The following is a 15748-nucleotide window of genomic DNA, read 5'->3' on the forward strand; positions in this document are numbered from 1 at the left end:
CAGTGGCGGCACGCAGGCGTGGACGGCAATGGGACGAGTCCGATGTACGCATCCGTCCCGGTAAAGGGTCGCGGCCACGGACGAAGGATCGCCCCCGCCACGCCGATGCCCACTGGGGCATGGTGGTGACCAAGGATCGTGGTCGTTGGGGTGTAGTCCTCGATAACAACCCTGATGTTGCAGTGACATGCATGCGTGCCCGCGAGCTCGGCCGCACCAATATCGTTGTCGGTGACCGTGTCGGTGTCGTAGGCGATGTCAGCGGCCGTGCGGGCACACTGGCCCGCATCGTCAAGCTGGCAGAGCGCAGCACGGTTTTGCGTCGCACCGCCGATGACAATGACCCGTATGAGCGCATCGTCGTGGCCAATGCCAGCCTGCTGCTCATTGTGTGCGCAGTCGCCGATCCTGAACCTCGCACCGGTTTTGTCGAACGCGCGCTGGTCGCGGCCTACGCCGGCGGTGTCCGCCCCGTGCTCTGTCTGACTAAATCCGATCTGGCCGACCCAGAGGAATTTGCCGGGGAGTTCTCGGCACTCGGAGTGGATGTCGTTGTCTGCGGTATCAACGATGACTTGGCTCCCTTGTCAGAGCTCATCGATGTCCCCGGACGAGTGACAGCTTTGGTTGGGCATTCCGGTGTGGGGAAATCGACCCTTGTCAACCGGATTGTTCCTGAAGCCAACCGTGAGACCGGCGAAGTCAGTGGTGTGGGTAAGGGCCGCCATACCTCCACGCAGTCGGTGGCGCTGATGCTGCCGTCGGAAAGCGAAGACAGCGCGACGTCGTGGATTATTGATACCCCGGGCATTCGTTCCTTTGGTCTGGCTCATGTGACACCGGAGACGCTGCTGGCGGCGTTTCCAGATATCCAGGCAGCGACAGATGAATGCCCACGTGGTTGCACCCATTTGGGGCCGCCCGCGGATCCGGAGTGCGCCCTCGACAAGCTGGAGGGAGTTCAGCACCGTCGAGCGATGGCCGTGCGTCGCCTGTTGAGCGCCATCAGCGACAACGAGGATTGGGAGCTGGACATTGAAAGAGACTAGCCACACCGGTTCTGTGGAGACGCCCTCTGAAGCCTCGGCTGGAGCTGAGGCGGACAACGCGGGCTCCGGTCTCTACCCCGCTCCCGGCAGTTGGATTCGGCTGTGTATCTACACGCTTATCGTGGGTCTTGCGACAGGACTCGGCGCAGCCGGCCTCGCACTAATAATGCACGGCATCGAGTACGCAGTTTACGGACAACATGAGGGCGACGTAGCCGTCGTGACCGATGGCACCACTGGCCTCCAGCGCTTTGTCGGAATTGTGTTGGCGGGACTGATTGCAGGACCGGTGTGGGCAGCGCTGCGCACAAAGGCCACGCCCATTGAGAGCGTTGAGGCAGGCATGAACGGTCGACTCATGCCGGTGTGGTCAACTCTTGTCAATGTGTTTTTGCAGATGGCGACCGTCGCTGCAGGTGCATCCATGGGACGCGAGAATGCTCCGCGTGAGCTCGGTGCGATGGTGGCTTCACAGATGTCGCATCGACTGCGCATCGATCCGCTACACCGCCGTATTCTGGTCGCAGCAGCGGCCGGTGCCGGCCTGGGGGCGATTTATCACATCCCGTTGGCTGGAGCGGTTTTCTCGTTGGAGATTCTGCTGGGCTCGCTGAGTATTACCGCGGTGATGGTGGTGCTGGCGTGTTCAGCCATTGCCACGGTGACGTCGGGCATTGTGGTCGGCAGTAGCCCGCTCTACAGCCCAATTAATCTCTCGGACGGCTGGGGCAACCTCGGGGCAGCACTGCTCATCGGTGTTATCTGCGGTGCCATTGGCTACGCATTTCGCATTCTCAGCTCGCGGATGTCGGACAAAGCACCGACTGGCTGGCATTCTGCCTGGGCCATCCCCCTCGCATTCACACTGGTTGGTGTGATTTCACTGTGGGTTCCAGAAGTGTTGGGCAATGGCCGTATCGCTGCGACCACAGTTCTCATGGACCGCCCGCTGCTGGGTTTTGCGGTCATGCTGCTGATTGCGAAAGCTGTCGCGGTTCTCGTTACTTTCCGTTCGGGTGCCGTCGGTGGTCTCTTGACTCCCGGCTTTGCCCTTGGCGCGCTCAGCGGTTTCATCGTCGGCTGCTTCGTACAGCCATTGATGCCCTCAGTTCCGCTGAGCGACTTTGCCATTCTCGGCGCCGCGGCCTTCCTGTCGGCATCCATGGCAGCTCCACTTTTCGCACTGATTGTGACCGTGGAGTTCACCGGCCAGAATTCCTCGGCTTACTTAGCGCTCTTCCTCGCTGGTGCAACTGCGACGCTGACCGTGACCATGATTCGCGCTTGGCTGCGGCTCCCCCACAAGCAATCAATGCCATGGAACCGCGAACCAGCAGTCGCGGCTGCGGTCCGCAAGCGGGCCGAGGGCTAACCGCGCGCAACAGTGTGCGTCGAGCGACCTGTGTAGGCCCGGACAATTTCCCGGGCACCTGGGCGAAGACGGCGGAGCATTCGCAGGCCCGTCGCTAAGCCCTTGCGTTGCGGGGAACTGGACTGGAGCTCCGCTTCAACCTGCGGATACTTCTTGAACGCCGCCTCCGAACGTACCTCTGGGGCGTTGTCCGGGTCAGCGACTAAGAAGCGATCCGGCAGCGACAACTTCAGCAGCGTGCGCTGGACCTGGAAGAACTGCTTCGGGAACGACCCCGTGTTGTATGGCAGGTCGTATTCCCGGCAGATCTGCTTAACCTGCTTCGAAATCTGCGCAAGCCTGTTGGATGGCATGTCCGGGAAGAGGTGGTGCTCAATCTGGTAATTCAGATTTCCCGAGAGCACCGACAGCGCCAGCCCACCGTGGAAGTTCGCCGAGCCCAGCATTTGGCGCAAATACCACTCGCTCTTGTCCTCGGTGTTGTACTGCTCCTTGGTGAAAGTCTCGGCATCATCCGGGAAGTGTCCGCAGAAGATGACAGCGTAGGCCCACAGATTACGGGCTAGGTTGGCCATCATGTTCGCAAACGCCACTTCGCGGTAACGCGAACCCGCCATCGCGGGGAAGAGAACGTAGTCCTTGAGCACCTGGCGCCCCGACTTGTTGAGCACCTCCATGAGCTGTGGACGAGCTTCATCCCAGGATTTCTTGTTTGCGAACACGCGCCCGAGCTCGACGTCATAGAAGGCCACTGCCCATTGGAAAAGGCTGGCCAACACCACGTTTGTCACCGGCTGCAGCAGCGTCGATGGCTTCCAACGGCGGTCACGAGTCACCCGGAGAATGCCGTATCCCACATCGTTGTCCATACCGAGCACGTTCGTGTACTTGTGGTGGACAAAGTTGTGGGAGTGCTTCCACCCGCTGGATGGGCAGGAATTGTCCCACTCCCAGGTGGCCGAGTGAATCTCGGGGTCATTCATCCAGTCCCACTGACCGTGCATAGTGTTGTGGCCGATTTCGAGGTTTTCCAAAATCTTTGCCAGCCCCAGCGCTGAGGCACCCGCCCATTTGAAACCCCAGTGCGCGGTGTTCTTCCACGACTTCGGCAGCATCCCTAGTTTGTTTAGGGCCATGCCTGCGGTCGGCACCATCAGCAGACCTCGACCAGTCACCTCAAGGGTGCGCTGAATGCGGATGAGCGTGCGGATGTAGCGAGCATCCTTCTGCCCCAGCGAATCGCGGTGTTGCTTTTCGATTTCCGCAAACCGACGCCCAATCTCTGCGACGTCTTCTTCGCTCAAGTGCGCATACGATGCGATATCGGAAATTGCCATGGGAAGGGTCCCAACTCCTTTAGGTAGTTTCTCCTGGTTAATGCAGGTTGAGATAGATGTGGGGCGAACTTACAGTTCGATACGCGCGTGCCCCGCCGGCGCACAGACGCACGTTCGGACCCGCTCGCCCGCCACAAACGTCGCACCGGTGCGGATGTCCCGTGCTGCGCCGTCGGAGAGTTGCTGCACGCACGTCGCACAAATTCCCATCCGACAGCCGTACGGCAGGTCGACCCCGACGCTCTCGGCCGCCTCCAGGATGGTGGTTGCACCGTCTACGTCGATATCGCCTCGGCTGCCGAAACTCACCGTGCCGCCGACCTCCCCCGCCGCCGAGCGGTCAACGGTGAAACGTTCCGTCCGCAGCCCGGGAAACTCCGGCTCAAGGTTTTTCAGCAGTTCAACCGGACCACAGGCATAGGCGCTTGCCGACGATGCCAGCGCTCCAAAGTCAGCAATGATGTCGGTAACCGCCGCAGCGTCAATCCGCGGCTGCGTCTCGGTATTCCAGGCATGCAGGCGATACTTCAACGCGCTAGTGGCGCTGTGCTGTTCCAGCTCGCGAAGTTCGGTGACAAACACAGCTTCTGTCTCGCCGCGGTAGGAGTGAATGTGCTCGACTTCCACCGAGGCATTGCGAGCTGAAAGATCACGCAGCATCGAAATCACCGGAGTGACGCCGGAGCCTGCGGTAACAAACGCAATGCGGGCTGGGAGCGGCTCCGGAAGATGGAAATCCCCAGCCGGGGCAGCCAGGCGGACGACAGTACCCGGCTTGACATTGGCGACGAGGTGTTGGGACACGTAGCCGTCGTTGAGCGCACGGATGTTGATAGTCAGCAGCCCGTCATGAGGCCGCGGCGCATTTGTCAGCGAGTAGGAACGCCACAGGTATTTCCCCTTGACCTCTACGCCAAGTCCGATGAACTGGCCTGGCTTGAAGTCTGTTGGCATCCCCCAACCCGGACGGATTATCAACTCTGCTGAAGTAGGAGATGTGGGATTGATGGCCTCAATCTGACCGCGCAGCTCGCGACTTGACCACAGCGGATTTAGCAAATGCGTGTAGTCATCGGGCAAAAGTGGCGTGGATAAATGCTTGAATACCCGGGAAACCTTGGTCTTAAGCCCCATTTTTGGCCCTCCTGACTGTCACGGACGAACACGCAATAACGCTGTTCATCAGTAGGCATGCCCCACCCGATTCATTATTACGTGTCCGTAGGTTACTTAGGCGTAGACTACGGAGCGGTAAGTTATTGGTCAAGAGAAACAAATGATTTTGACACAAATAGCGAAATTGTCATTACCCCCACCCTCGTGCGAAACACCCCCTTTGACATGGAGCTTATCTACACAAAACAATCCCGCCTTTTATACCCCCGCCGAAAACACTTGTGCCATACAAAAAAGGGGCTGGGTTCCTAAACCCAGTCCCCTTCATCAACGCCAAGCACGCGCTACTACAGGAAGTCGACCACCATGCCGAGCTCAGCTACGTCGTACCACGCCAGCGGGATCTCCAGCGCATCGCCGACAGTGAGCTCCGCATCCTCGTCACCGAGATCTGCCTTATCGACGGCTTCAATCGCAGCCTCAACCTTGCTTTCCGCCTCTTCCACATCAATGTGGAGCGCTGCAACGTCGGCAAGCGAAATTGGGCCGCCGACCTTAACCACAGCATCGCCCATATCCGACTGCGGTTCCGCCTCCACATCGACGGAAATGACTACTCGGCGGTGCGGGAACTTCTCTTCTGCAGCATCGAGCAGACGAAGCGACGCACGCGCAGCCTCATCAAAGGCCACATCTGCCAGTTCCTCATCATCGCCCTCAGTAAAGAAATCGCGCAGCGCCTCAGTGACAGCAAAGCCCCAACCACCGCGGGCGTGGAAGAGCTCATCCTCCTTCAGCGCCTCAAGCATAGAGAAAGTCGCTGGGATATAGACACGCATTAGAACTCGCCCTCGAGACCCAGTAGACCGGCAATCTCGACCACTGCGCGGTCGAACTGCTGATAGAAGACTCCCACCATGCCGTTAGAGACGGCAGCATGGATGTTCTCAATCGAATCATCCACCAACACACAGTCCCGGGCCGGCAGTTCAATAGCCGCAGCAGCTGCATTAAAAGCCTCTGCCGAAGGCTTCTCATGGCCAATTTCACCAGAGAGCACAACTGCGTCTACCAGGCCCTCATCTTCGAGCTTGCGAATCGGATCCGCCGATGGGCCACCTGGGTCATTCGACAGGACTGCCAGGCCAACACCATTTGCACGCGCCTCTACCAGCAAATTACGCCAACGTGCCTGGTCTTCATCCGTACCGTCGAGGACACCACAGTAATCGATAATCATTCCGCGCATGGCCTGTAGTTTATCGCATGACCTGCACGTTTGCCTTTTTTCCAGTTCAGCGTGTTAATTGGATGTTCGTTACGCCAATTTATAGACGACCAGAACGGCTTTGACGGAAACCTATAGGGCTATTAACAGCGAGACACTCAGCCCACTTCGCGGCTGTATCTTCTCCCCACCCCCACGCCGGCCGTGAATTCCCCTTCACAAGCTGCACACTTAAAGCACTTGTAGGACAATGGTCTTCAGCAAGGGGGAACTTGCCAATGGAGCGTTTTTAGGGGGATTAATCCATGGCACCAACGTCTCACGTACCAAAATCTCAGACACCGATGCCTTACGCGCTGTCGCACGCCGCTGAGCACCGCTCCAGTGGCAGGGAATCCATTGAACCGGCAACGGGCTTTTCGCTTCTCCACACAATTCAACTTGGCCAGTCAGCTAATGCCGCCGCCTCTCAAACCGCAAAAGTGGCACCGACCTATAGCGGATGCTCCGCTGCCACCGGGACCGCTGTCATGACGGCATTACCGCCCGCCGTGGCCACGCCTGCTGCGAAAAAGACGCCGCAAACACCGCACGTTGTCCAGCACTGTGAGCAGAATCTGAGACAGGAGCTTGGCACGATTACTCGCCGCGTCTTCGACATCATCGCGGGTCGCAGGCGAGTCAACGATTTGCGTCGCATCAATATCGACCCGATTATTCACGCTGCGATACTCACCCTGTCGAAGAACACCAGCCTCAAGGGTGTCGCGTTGCAATCCTTCCACGCCAGCGCTTCCGCGGACGGCAAAAAGGTCGAGTTCCTGGGTAGTTGCCGTGTCGGTCCGAAGGTTCGCGCGTTCACTGGCACGTTCCGCCGCGGAACAGCAAAAACGCGGCCATGGACCATGACCGCGTTTCGTGTGCTTTAGTGCTTAGCGACGGCGCTTGCGAGCCGCCTTCCGACGCTGTGCTCGGTTGCCCTCAGACTCTTGATCCACGCGCTGCTGCTCTGCACTGCCGTCCTCGCTGGGACCGGAGTAGGTCATCTGCTGATTTTGCTCAGCAGCTTCCGTCGGCAGAGCTGGAGCCTGGTTTTCCTGTCCCTCAGTGTTTTCCACTGCGGGCATAACCTGCTTACGGATTAGGAACAGCTGACGAACCGATTCTTCCTTGATGCCGTCCATCATCGCGGTGAACATGTCGTAGCCCTCACGCTGGTACTCCACCAGCGGGTCAGCCTGGGCCATGGCGCGCAAGCCAATGCCCTCCTTGAGGTAGTCCATCTCGTAGAGGTGCTCGCGCCACTTCTGGTCCATGACGTTCAGGATGGTGAAGCGCTCGATATTGCGCATCTGGTCGTCGCCGCCAATTGCGGAGACCGCATCCTCAAGCTGGTCGTAGCTGGCCGAGATGTCCGCGTGCAGAGCCTTGGACAGCTCATCGGCCGAGAGGTCACCCGGAGTACCGAAGTCAGAGCCATCAATGAGCTCTTGCGCGGTAAACGTCGGGCTATAGAGCTGCTCAAGGGCATTCCACAGCTCGTCGAGGTCCCAATCCTCCACGTAACCGTCAGCGGTGGCACCGTTGACATACGCATCGACTACGTCATCCTGCATGTCACGGACCTGAGTCTTCAAATCCTCACCTTCGAGGATGCGACGGCGCTCAGCGTAGATGACCTTACGCTGCTGGTTCATAACCTCGTCATACTTCAGAACATTCTTACGGATTTCGAAGTTCTGGCTTTCCACCTGAGCCTGGACGCTCTTAATGGAGTTGGAGACAACCTTGGAGTCGATAGGAACGTCATCCGGAACATTCAGAGTGTTCATCAGCGCTTCCATGCGCTGACCGTTGAAGCGAACCATGAGATCATCGCGCATGGACAGGTAGAAGCGGGTAACACCCGGGTCACCCTGACGACCGGTACGACCACGCAACTGGTTGTCAATGCGGCGCGACTCATGGCGCTCAGTGCCCAGGACGTAGAGGCCACCGGCCTCACGTACCTTGTCAGCTTCTTCCTTCGACTGCTGACGAACACGCTCAATCTCAGCGTCCCACGCCTCTTCGTACTCTTCCGGAGTTTCCACCGGGTCCAAACCACGAGAGCGCAGATTCAGGTCGGCGATGATGTCCGGGTTACCGCCCAGCACAATGTCAGTACCACGACCGGCCATGTTAGTTGCCACGGTAACGCCTCCGAGACGACCCGCCACTGCGACAATCTCAGCTTCCTTCTCGTGGTGCTTAGCGTTCAGCACAGAGTGAGGAACACCTTCGCGCTGCAGGAGCTTGGAAAGGTACTCGGATTTCTCAACTGACGTCGTACCGACAAGAACTGGCTGGCCCTTTTCATGGCATTCGCGGATGTCCTCGACAACAGCGGCGAACTTTGCCTCCTGCGTCTTGTAAATCAGGTCGGGCAAATCCTCACGCTGCTTCGGGCGATTCGGCGGGATCGCCATGACGTTCAGCTTGTAAATCTGGTGTAGCTCAGCCGCTTCGGTCTCAGCCGTACCGGTCATACCGGACAGCTTGTCGTAGAGGCGGAAGTAGTTCTGGAGCGTAACGGTTGCCAGCGTCTGGTTCTCGTTTTTAATCTCCACCCCTTCCTTGGCCTCAATTGCCTGGTGCATGCCCTCGTTATAGCGACGGCCTGCCAGCACGCGACCGGTGAACTCATCAACGATGAGAATCTCACCATTACGGATAATGTAATCCTTGTCGCGGGTGAACAGCTCCTTGGCCTTCAGGGCATTGTTCAGGTAACTGACCAGCGAAGAGTTTTCCGGAGCATACAGGTTGGCAATACCCAGCTGATCCTCAACGAATTCAACACCCTCTTCACGAATACCGATGGTGCGCTTACGCTCATCGACTTCGTAGTGAATATCGCGCTTCATACGCGGCACGATCTTGGAAAACGCCAGGTACCAGTGCGGATCGCCATCTGCCGGACCGGAAATAATTAACGGGGTACGGGCCTCGTCAATCAGAATCGAGTCAACCTCATCGACGATGGCGAAGTGGTGCCCACGCTGCACCAAATCGTCGAGCGAATGCGCCATGTTATCGCGCAGGTAGTCAAAGCCGAACTCGTTGTTCGTACCGTAGGTGATGTCGGCAGCATAGGCCTTGCGGCGCTGGTCCGGACTGAGCTCAGAGAGAATCACGGAAGTCTCAAGCCCCAGGAAGCGGTGGACTCGACCCATCCACTCCGCGTCACGCTTCGCCAGGTAGTCATTAACCGTAACGACATGAACACCCTTGCCTGCCAACGCATTGAGGTATGCGGGCAGCACACAGGTCAGGGTCTTACCTTCACCAGTACCCATCTCGGCAACGTTGCCGAAGTGCAGTGCCGCACCGCCCATAACCTGGACGCGGTAGTGCTTCTGCCCCAGCACGCGCCAGGATGCCTCGCGCGCCGTGGCGAAAGCATCCAGCAGCAAATCGTCTACATCGGCACCGTCAGCCAGCTGCTTCTTAAACTCCTCGGTCTTGGCACGGAGTTCATCGTCTGAAAGAGCTGCGTACTCGTCTTCCTTGGCGATGACCTGATCTGCAATATTGCCAAGCCTCTTGACAGCGCGGCCTTCACCAATGCGGAGCAACTTGCTGAGCGAAAACACTAAATTGGGACCTTTCCGGCCGATTCACGTCGAACTTTAATGTGCAACGGTTGATTATACGACGAACCCGCCTTCCCTTCTAAGAGAAGACGGGCTCATGTGAGCAATTACTTACCAATACACAGCTCTGCGCGGTATTGCGTGCTCTTTTTGGTGAAGACTTACTTCTCGTCTTCGTCTGCCAGCTCAATCAGACCGTAGTCGTATGCGTGACGACGGTAGACCACGGACGGACGAGAGGTTGCCTCGTTAACGAAGAGGTAGAAGTCGTGACCGACGAGCTCCATCTCAGACAAAGCATCTTCCACCGTCATCGGAGTTGCGGAGTGCTGCTTGGTACGCACAACCTGACCCGGGGTCACGTCCTCAACCAGATCCTCGTACGGATCAGCCTTTTCCGGAGCCGCTGCCTCAGCCTCTGCAACCAGCGAAGCAGTTGCCTCGCCGACGGACATCGGTGCACGGTGGCCAGAACGGCTAATCTTGCGGCGAGCCTTCACCTTACGCAGGGAGCGCTCCATCTTGCCCAGAGCAGACTCCAGTGCAGCGTAGAAGCTATCTTCCTTGGCTTCCGCACGAGCCAGGTGACCCTTGCCAGTAGCGGTGATCTGAATACGGTCAGAGCGGTCTGCACGGCGCGGATTCGGCTCGTGCTGGAGCTCCACGTGGAAGAAGGTCAAAGTCGGGTCGAGGCGCTCAATCTTCGCCAGCTTCGCCTTAACACGATCTGCGAAGTGCTCTGGAACCTCAACATTGCGCCCGGTGATGGTCACCTGAGCGTTCGGGCTGAGTACCTCGTTGTTGTCAGCAGGTGTGGACACTTGCTACCTACCTCCCGGTATGGCCACCGCCCTTCCGTGAGCGGGATTACTCACGGCGTCTACGGTGACGAGTCTTTCTGCACCCCCAGGATACAGTTCCGGGGGTAACCAGTGCCACGTTCCCCTCGTTTATTTTTCGCTTGCCGACGACACCCCCGCGTCTACGCCCGGGCGAGCACCAACACCATGTCGATGCGAATCCCCAATGACGCTGCCACCAACTCGGTTTCCGCTGCAGTGGCACCAGTGGTGGCCACATCATCAACCAGAATTACTGTCGCCTGTGCACAGCGTTGTCGCAGCTTGTCACTAATTCCGCGCTTGAATTGCGTCAGCGGCACAATGTGGCCAGAAAGGTTTCGTCTGCGTTGAGAAGCCCCAAGCTCCGCGGAATCCCGCGTGCGCCCACCAATGCGTACCAGGGGCAATACCGAGCTGGAGGGGAGCTGACTGCAGGCAAAGTCGCAGGCAATTGTTACCGGATCCCCACCCCGTTGTCGACGGGATGACGATCTTGTCGGCGCGGGAATCAAAATGACGGGGGTAATTTCTGGGGGCATTATATGGCCGTCAGAAGCCAGCCTTCGCACCGCAGCGGCGAACACGGCCCCCATGATTCGTCTAGCTTCACCACTGCCCCGTTCTTTGGCCGACAAAATGAGATGTCTCCTCGCACCGGAGTACGGACCGCAGGCCCACGCTACTGCGCGTAACGCAGCCCGCGGTGAAAACCGCACTGGAGGTTGCTGAAGGTCGTCCTTGCAATCGCGACACAGCGTTCCGGAGCGGCCACACACAGGACAGGTTTCCGGTATCACGAGGCCGATTGCATCGCGAGTGACGTCGTAAAGCGCGCGCAGTAATTCCTGCGATGTCCTCCCCTGCGCCATTGATCCCCTCCCCGATTTGCGCTTATTCCACAGACACCGGAGCCATTCGACCACGCGCACCCGGAACCTGGCGCCAGAACTGCTGCTGTCCCTCGCTGGAAATCAGCTCCATGACACCGGTGGCATCCAATGCGTAACGCTTCGACGAGGTCGCGGTAACCACAGGAATTGGCGGTGTCAGGTTGAGCTTCGGCAGAACGGAGCTGGTCGCACCGTCCGGGAAGGCACTCCACATCGGGGTGTCTCCGCTGTAACCACCCACCGTGACCGTTTGATTCGGCGACCACGTCAGCGACACCGGGGAAACGTTTTCAGGGAGCGGCAGAGCGCGCGGGTGCGTCAACTTCCACGGTTTATCGTCATGCCTTTCGATTGTGGCGATATAGACTTCACCAGCGATAATCATCGCTACCTGCGTGCCTGAAGAATCGACGCGGAACTCAGAAATGCCGGCGCTCGGGCGCCCCGTTCCTTCGCCTCCGTCAAGGAGGTGGCTGAGCTCAGAGGTATCAACCTCCTCCTGTTGAATCCGGGATGACGTCGACTGCCGAACCAGGCGTACGACGGTTGTACCGTCCTTCACCGTCCAGACCGCCTCGGCATCTGGAGACCATGTCGGACGGGTGAGGCTCTCGCCAGTCAGCACAGGAACCGACTGATCTTGAATTCCGCCGAGCATCAATGTGGACTCACCGAGGTCATACGAACCGGCACGACCATCCACGGCCGAGCGGAACACAGCGGCAATAAGCTCGCTGCCATTGGGGTTGACGCCCACTGCCGCGGAAAACACCGCAGTGCTGCCGCTGGCGGTCCAGCCGCGCCCCACAGGTGTAGCGTGGCCGTCAGCAATCTCGTAGATACCGCTGCGGTCGACCGTCCGCAACGGTGCGTTATCAGCCGGTAGATGATTCGGGTCGTAGAGCTGGATTGCGTCAGTGTCCTTCGTCCACGGCTCGTCGTGGCTGGCAACCAGTGGTTCGCCGTCGGCCATGAGGATCCACGGACCACGGAAATCTGCCGAGTCGAGAGTCCAGATAATCTGCGCCGCGAGCATGACACGCAGTTCCTCGGAAACATCACCCAACCCGGTGATTTCGACCCTGCGACCGTCCGCGTTGGACACAGGTCCTGCTTCCACCGCAATCGAGGCATTGGGCTTGAGCACGGTAGTGACGCCCGGTCGCAGCGGTGCTGATGGTCCGTTCTTCAGCTTTGTCAACAGATTGGTCGCGCCATCGGTGACGCCACGATAGAGCCAACGACGATCTGTGACCAAATGATTACCGGCCGGGTCGAGGAAATAGACATTGCGAGGCACATTGTTTTCCAGAAATGCCTGACGCTCCATGACAACACCGTCGGGCAGCGAGGAAATGCGCCACTGTCCATCCGAACCGAGCTTCATCTCCACGGTTTCCTCATAGTCACCGGACTGGGGCTCATACGCACCATCAGTACCGAATTGACCAACGCTGCGACCTCGGGCAACGAAGGACTGCCGCGATCCTCCTTCATCCCGCTGAGCGATGAGGTTGACACCGTCGAGAATGCGGGCGCTATCTTGCGGTTTCCAACTGGCCGCAAGTTCCGGGGTCATGAAGGCACGCATAGCTTGAAAATCATCAACCGGATGCGCGGCCGCGGCGAAAAAGTCGCGCAGGACAATGTCTGCATTGACATTCGGACGTGGCTGCGGAACTTCAATACGAACCTGGGGCGGCTCAAACGGACGCAGCACCTGGGGGCTGGTGTTCCGCGGAATGGTGGTACATCCTGCGGCCGTGCCCAAAATGATCACTGAGCTAAGCGCCACTGTCTTACGCAGGACGCGACGAGCCTTTGACTGTTGCTGCGCCGTCATTTAACAATCCTCCTCTCGTGTCTGTCGGGATTCGCTATCGCTAGTCCTCTGCCCTTTAGCCTGATCCTGGCTCTTGGCTTGCGGTGCATTCGATTCCGATTCCAACTCCCGTGCACCCATTTCCTGCTGGTGCGGAATCTGATCAGGCAGCGGTGGAACTTCCAGTCCGAGCGGATGCTCGCCGAAGCTCGCATCGGGCTCCAGCGGCACAGTCAGACGGAAACAGCTACCGACCGTCGGTACGCCAAATGCCTCCAGTTCCCCACCGTGCAATTGTGCGTCCTCGCGCGCGATTGCCAGGCCAAGTCCGGTACCGCCGGTGCGTCGGACACGCGAGGGGTCAGCACGCCAGAAACGGTTAAACACCAGTTCCTGCTGCTCCGGCTTTAGCCCCACACCGTGGTCAACTACCGTAAACGAAACCGCGGAATCGCTCGCCCGCACTGTGACATCCACCGGATTGCCCTCACTGTGATCAACAGCGTTGGCCATAAGATTGCGTAGCACGCGCTCGATACGACGCGAGTCGACTGTTGCCATTACCGGCTCATCGGGCAGGTGGAAGCGGATGGGCGTACCTGTCTCCTTAGCCACGACCGTTACCTGCTGATAGGCAGCATCCACGCAGCGACGAACATCGACCTTTTCTGCGGACAGGTCGGCAACGCCGGCATCGTGGCGTGAGATCTCAAGCAGGTCATTGAGAAGCATCTCAAAACGCTCAAGCTCCTCATTCATCAGCTCAGCTGCGCGACGAGTCGCTGGATCGAGATCCTCAGCGCCGTCAGCAATAAGATCGGCGGCCATACGCACCGTGGTCAGAGGTGTCCTCAACTCATGCGAAACATCGGAGGTGAACTGTCGCTGCAGACTGCCGTATTCCTCCAGCTGTCTAATCTGCGTCGACAGCGATTCGGCCATCTTGTTAAAGCTCATGGCCAGTCGCGCCATATCATCTTCACCCTGCACGACCATGCGTTCGCGCAAGTGACCGTCGGCAAAGCGCTGGGCAATCTGGGCGGCGGAACGCACTGGTGTCGTCACCTGATTGGAGAAGAACCAAGTAATACCGCCGAGAAGCGCCATGATGATTACTGTCGCACCGGCGAGCAGACCACGAACCAACTTAATAGTCGATTCCTCTGCGGCCATAGAGGTGACCAGATAGAGCTCGAGCCCATCAACCGAAGTAGAAGTGGGACTACCGATAATTAACGCCGAGTACGTATCGCCGCGGTTATCAGTGACTTGGCGTACCTGATACGCAATTTGCCCTTGTCGGACTACTTCATGCAATCGTTCTGGGACATCAGCCTTAATCGGCGATGAAGCCAACACCGTGCCTCGCGGCACCGGCGCCACGAGCAGTGGTTCATAACTTGTCAGTGGTGCAGCACCGGAACCGGCTGCACGGTTCACAAGAGCATCGCGTCCCACGTTGAGCAGAGCTTGCAGCTCGTTGGACGAAGAGTTCTCAATCGCCCGCTCCACCACTGCGCGAGCACGGTCAATTTCCTCGTCGGCAGCGGTAACCTTTGCGTCGATAAGCCGCTGGGTAACAATAGTCGCCAGCGCGAAACCGAGTACCGCAATCACCATCGCGCTCAGTACCACCACAGAGGTCAGAATGCGCGCTTGGATAGACGTGCGCCAGAGCGTAACCGCCCAGGTCACTCCCCTATTGGTGAAGTCTCGAAGCTTCGTTATTAATCGACGCAAGAATCGGCTCCCACTAAAGCTGACTGGCCTTGTTTAGTCACCCGTCTTGTACCCGACACCGCGGACGGTCAGCACAATCTGGGGGTTTTCCGGATCCAGTTCAATCTTCGAGCGCAGACGCTGAACGTGAACGTTGACCAGACGAGTATCCGAGGTGTGCTGATATCCCCAGACCTTTTCCAACAACTCATCACGGGAAAAGACCTGCTTCGGACGGGATGCAAGAGTGTGCAATAGGTCAAACTCCAACGGGGTCAGAGAAATCTCCTTGCCATCACGGAACACGGCGTGACCGGGCACGTCGATGGTCAAGTCGCCGACCTCGAGAGTCTCACTCGGGCTGTCTTCTTGACGACGCAGCCGAGCGCGCACGCGCGCCACGAGCTCCTTCGGCTTAAAGGGCTTCGTGACATAGTCATCCGCACCGGATTCCAGGCCGAGGACCACATCGACCGTGTCGGTCTTCGCAGTCAACATGATGATCGGCACCGCCGATGTCTCTCGCACAGTGCGACAGACATCGACACCACTCATGCCCGGCAACATGAGATCCAGCAGAATCAAATCTGGGTTCTCCCGCTCTGCTGCCTTGACAGCTTCGAGGCCATCGTCGACTACTACTGTGTCGAAGCCCTCGCGCTCCATCACCATCGTGAGCATTTCGGCGATGGCCGGATCATCATCAACAACCAGGATTTTTGAGCTCATGCGTCATAT

Annotated in this window: 13 protein-coding genes; 3 read left to right on the forward strand and 10 right to left on the reverse strand. The window is 58.4% G+C overall.

The genetic code is table 11. From position 1 onward, the window contains the following. Positions 1-2: 2 nt before the first annotated feature. Both rsgA and AB1Z34_RS00340 read left to right on the forward strand, forming a co-directional pair. Entirely contained in the window at positions 3-1049 is a 1047-nt protein-coding gene (rsgA, locus tag AB1Z34_RS00335; protein WP_016422217.1) for a ribosome small subunit-dependent GTPase A, read from the forward strand. Beyond that, entirely contained in the window at positions 1036-2421 is a 1386-nt protein-coding gene (locus AB1Z34_RS00340) for a chloride channel protein (RefSeq protein WP_367157733.1), read from the forward strand. Before rsgA ends, AB1Z34_RS00340 begins: the two co-directional genes overlap by 14 nt. Here the strand turns inward: AB1Z34_RS00340 and AB1Z34_RS00345 are convergent. From AB1Z34_RS00345 to AB1Z34_RS00360, 4 genes are all read right to left on the reverse strand, one after another. Further along, positions 2418-3758 carry a fatty acid desaturase gene (locus AB1Z34_RS00345; protein ID WP_367157734.1) on the reverse strand — a complete coding sequence of 447 codons (1341 nt, stop codon included), beginning with the start codon at positions 3756-3758 and terminating at the stop codon, positions 2418-2420. The two genes, AB1Z34_RS00340 and AB1Z34_RS00345, sit on opposite strands and share 4 nt — an antisense overlap. Before the next feature lie 69 nt (positions 3759-3827). After that, positions 3828-4892 carry a flavin reductase family protein gene (locus AB1Z34_RS00350; RefSeq protein ID WP_367157735.1) on the reverse strand — a complete coding sequence of 355 codons (1065 nt, stop codon included), beginning with the start codon at positions 4890-4892 and terminating at the stop codon, positions 3828-3830. A 329-nt stretch (positions 4893-5221) separates the two neighbouring features. After that, positions 5222-5713, reverse strand: coding sequence for a hypothetical protein (locus AB1Z34_RS00355; RefSeq protein WP_038627920.1), 492 nt, complete (start codon positions 5711-5713; stop codon positions 5222-5224). Then, the gene (locus AB1Z34_RS00360; protein WP_038627918.1) at positions 5713-6123 is read right to left on the reverse strand and encodes an HAD-IA family hydrolase; all 411 of its coding nucleotides are present in this window, start codon (positions 6121-6123) and stop codon (positions 5713-5715) included. Before AB1Z34_RS00360 ends, AB1Z34_RS00355 begins: the two co-directional genes overlap by 1 nt. A 284-nt stretch (positions 6124-6407) precedes the next feature. On the opposite strand from AB1Z34_RS00360, the gene AB1Z34_RS00365 reads away from it, so the two are divergent. Continuing rightward, on the forward strand, positions 6408-7031 hold the full coding sequence (locus AB1Z34_RS00365) for a hypothetical protein (RefSeq protein WP_070643136.1): 624 nt from the start codon (positions 6408-6410) through the stop codon (positions 7029-7031). Positions 7032-7034: 3 nt separating this feature from the next. On the opposite strand, the gene secA is transcribed toward AB1Z34_RS00365, so the two are convergent. The 6 genes from secA to mtrA all read right to left on the reverse strand — a co-directional run bounded on the left by secA (position 7035) and on the right by mtrA (position 15739). After that, the gene (gene secA, locus AB1Z34_RS00370; protein WP_070643137.1) at positions 7035-9737 is read right to left on the reverse strand and encodes a preprotein translocase subunit SecA; all 2703 of its coding nucleotides are present in this window, start codon (positions 9735-9737) and stop codon (positions 7035-7037) included. Between the two features lie 161 nt (positions 9738-9898). After that, positions 9899-10558: a ribosome-associated translation inhibitor RaiA gene (raiA, locus tag AB1Z34_RS00375; RefSeq protein ID WP_016422210.1), complete on the reverse strand. Its 660-nt coding sequence runs from the start codon at positions 10556-10558 to the stop codon at positions 9899-9901. A gap of 161 nt (positions 10559-10719) precedes the next feature. Continuing rightward, positions 10720-10899, reverse strand: a complete 180-nt coding sequence (locus tag AB1Z34_RS00380; protein WP_049172808.1) for a hypothetical protein — start codon at positions 10897-10899, stop codon at positions 10720-10722. Between the two features lie 571 nt (positions 10900-11470). Next, positions 11471-13312 (reverse strand): LpqB family beta-propeller domain-containing protein, encoded by a 1842-nt coding sequence (locus AB1Z34_RS00385; protein ID WP_367157736.1) that lies wholly within the window; start codon positions 13310-13312, stop codon positions 11471-11473. Continuing rightward, a complete protein-coding gene (mtrB, locus tag AB1Z34_RS00390; protein WP_367157737.1) occupies positions 13313-14986 on the reverse strand; it encodes an MtrAB system histidine kinase MtrB in 1674 nt (557 codons plus the stop codon). It abuts the gene before it with no gap. Positions 14987-15064: 78 nt separating this feature from the next. Beyond that, on the reverse strand, positions 15065-15739 hold the full coding sequence (gene mtrA, locus AB1Z34_RS00395; RefSeq protein ID WP_016422206.1) for an MtrAB system response regulator MtrA: 675 nt from the start codon (positions 15737-15739) through the stop codon (positions 15065-15067). Positions 15740-15748 lie beyond the last annotated feature (9 nt).

The organism is Corynebacterium sp. 045007 (assembly GCF_040743205.1).
Classification (GTDB): Bacteria; Actinomycetota; Actinomycetes; order Mycobacteriales; family Mycobacteriaceae; genus Corynebacterium; species Corynebacterium jeikeium_D.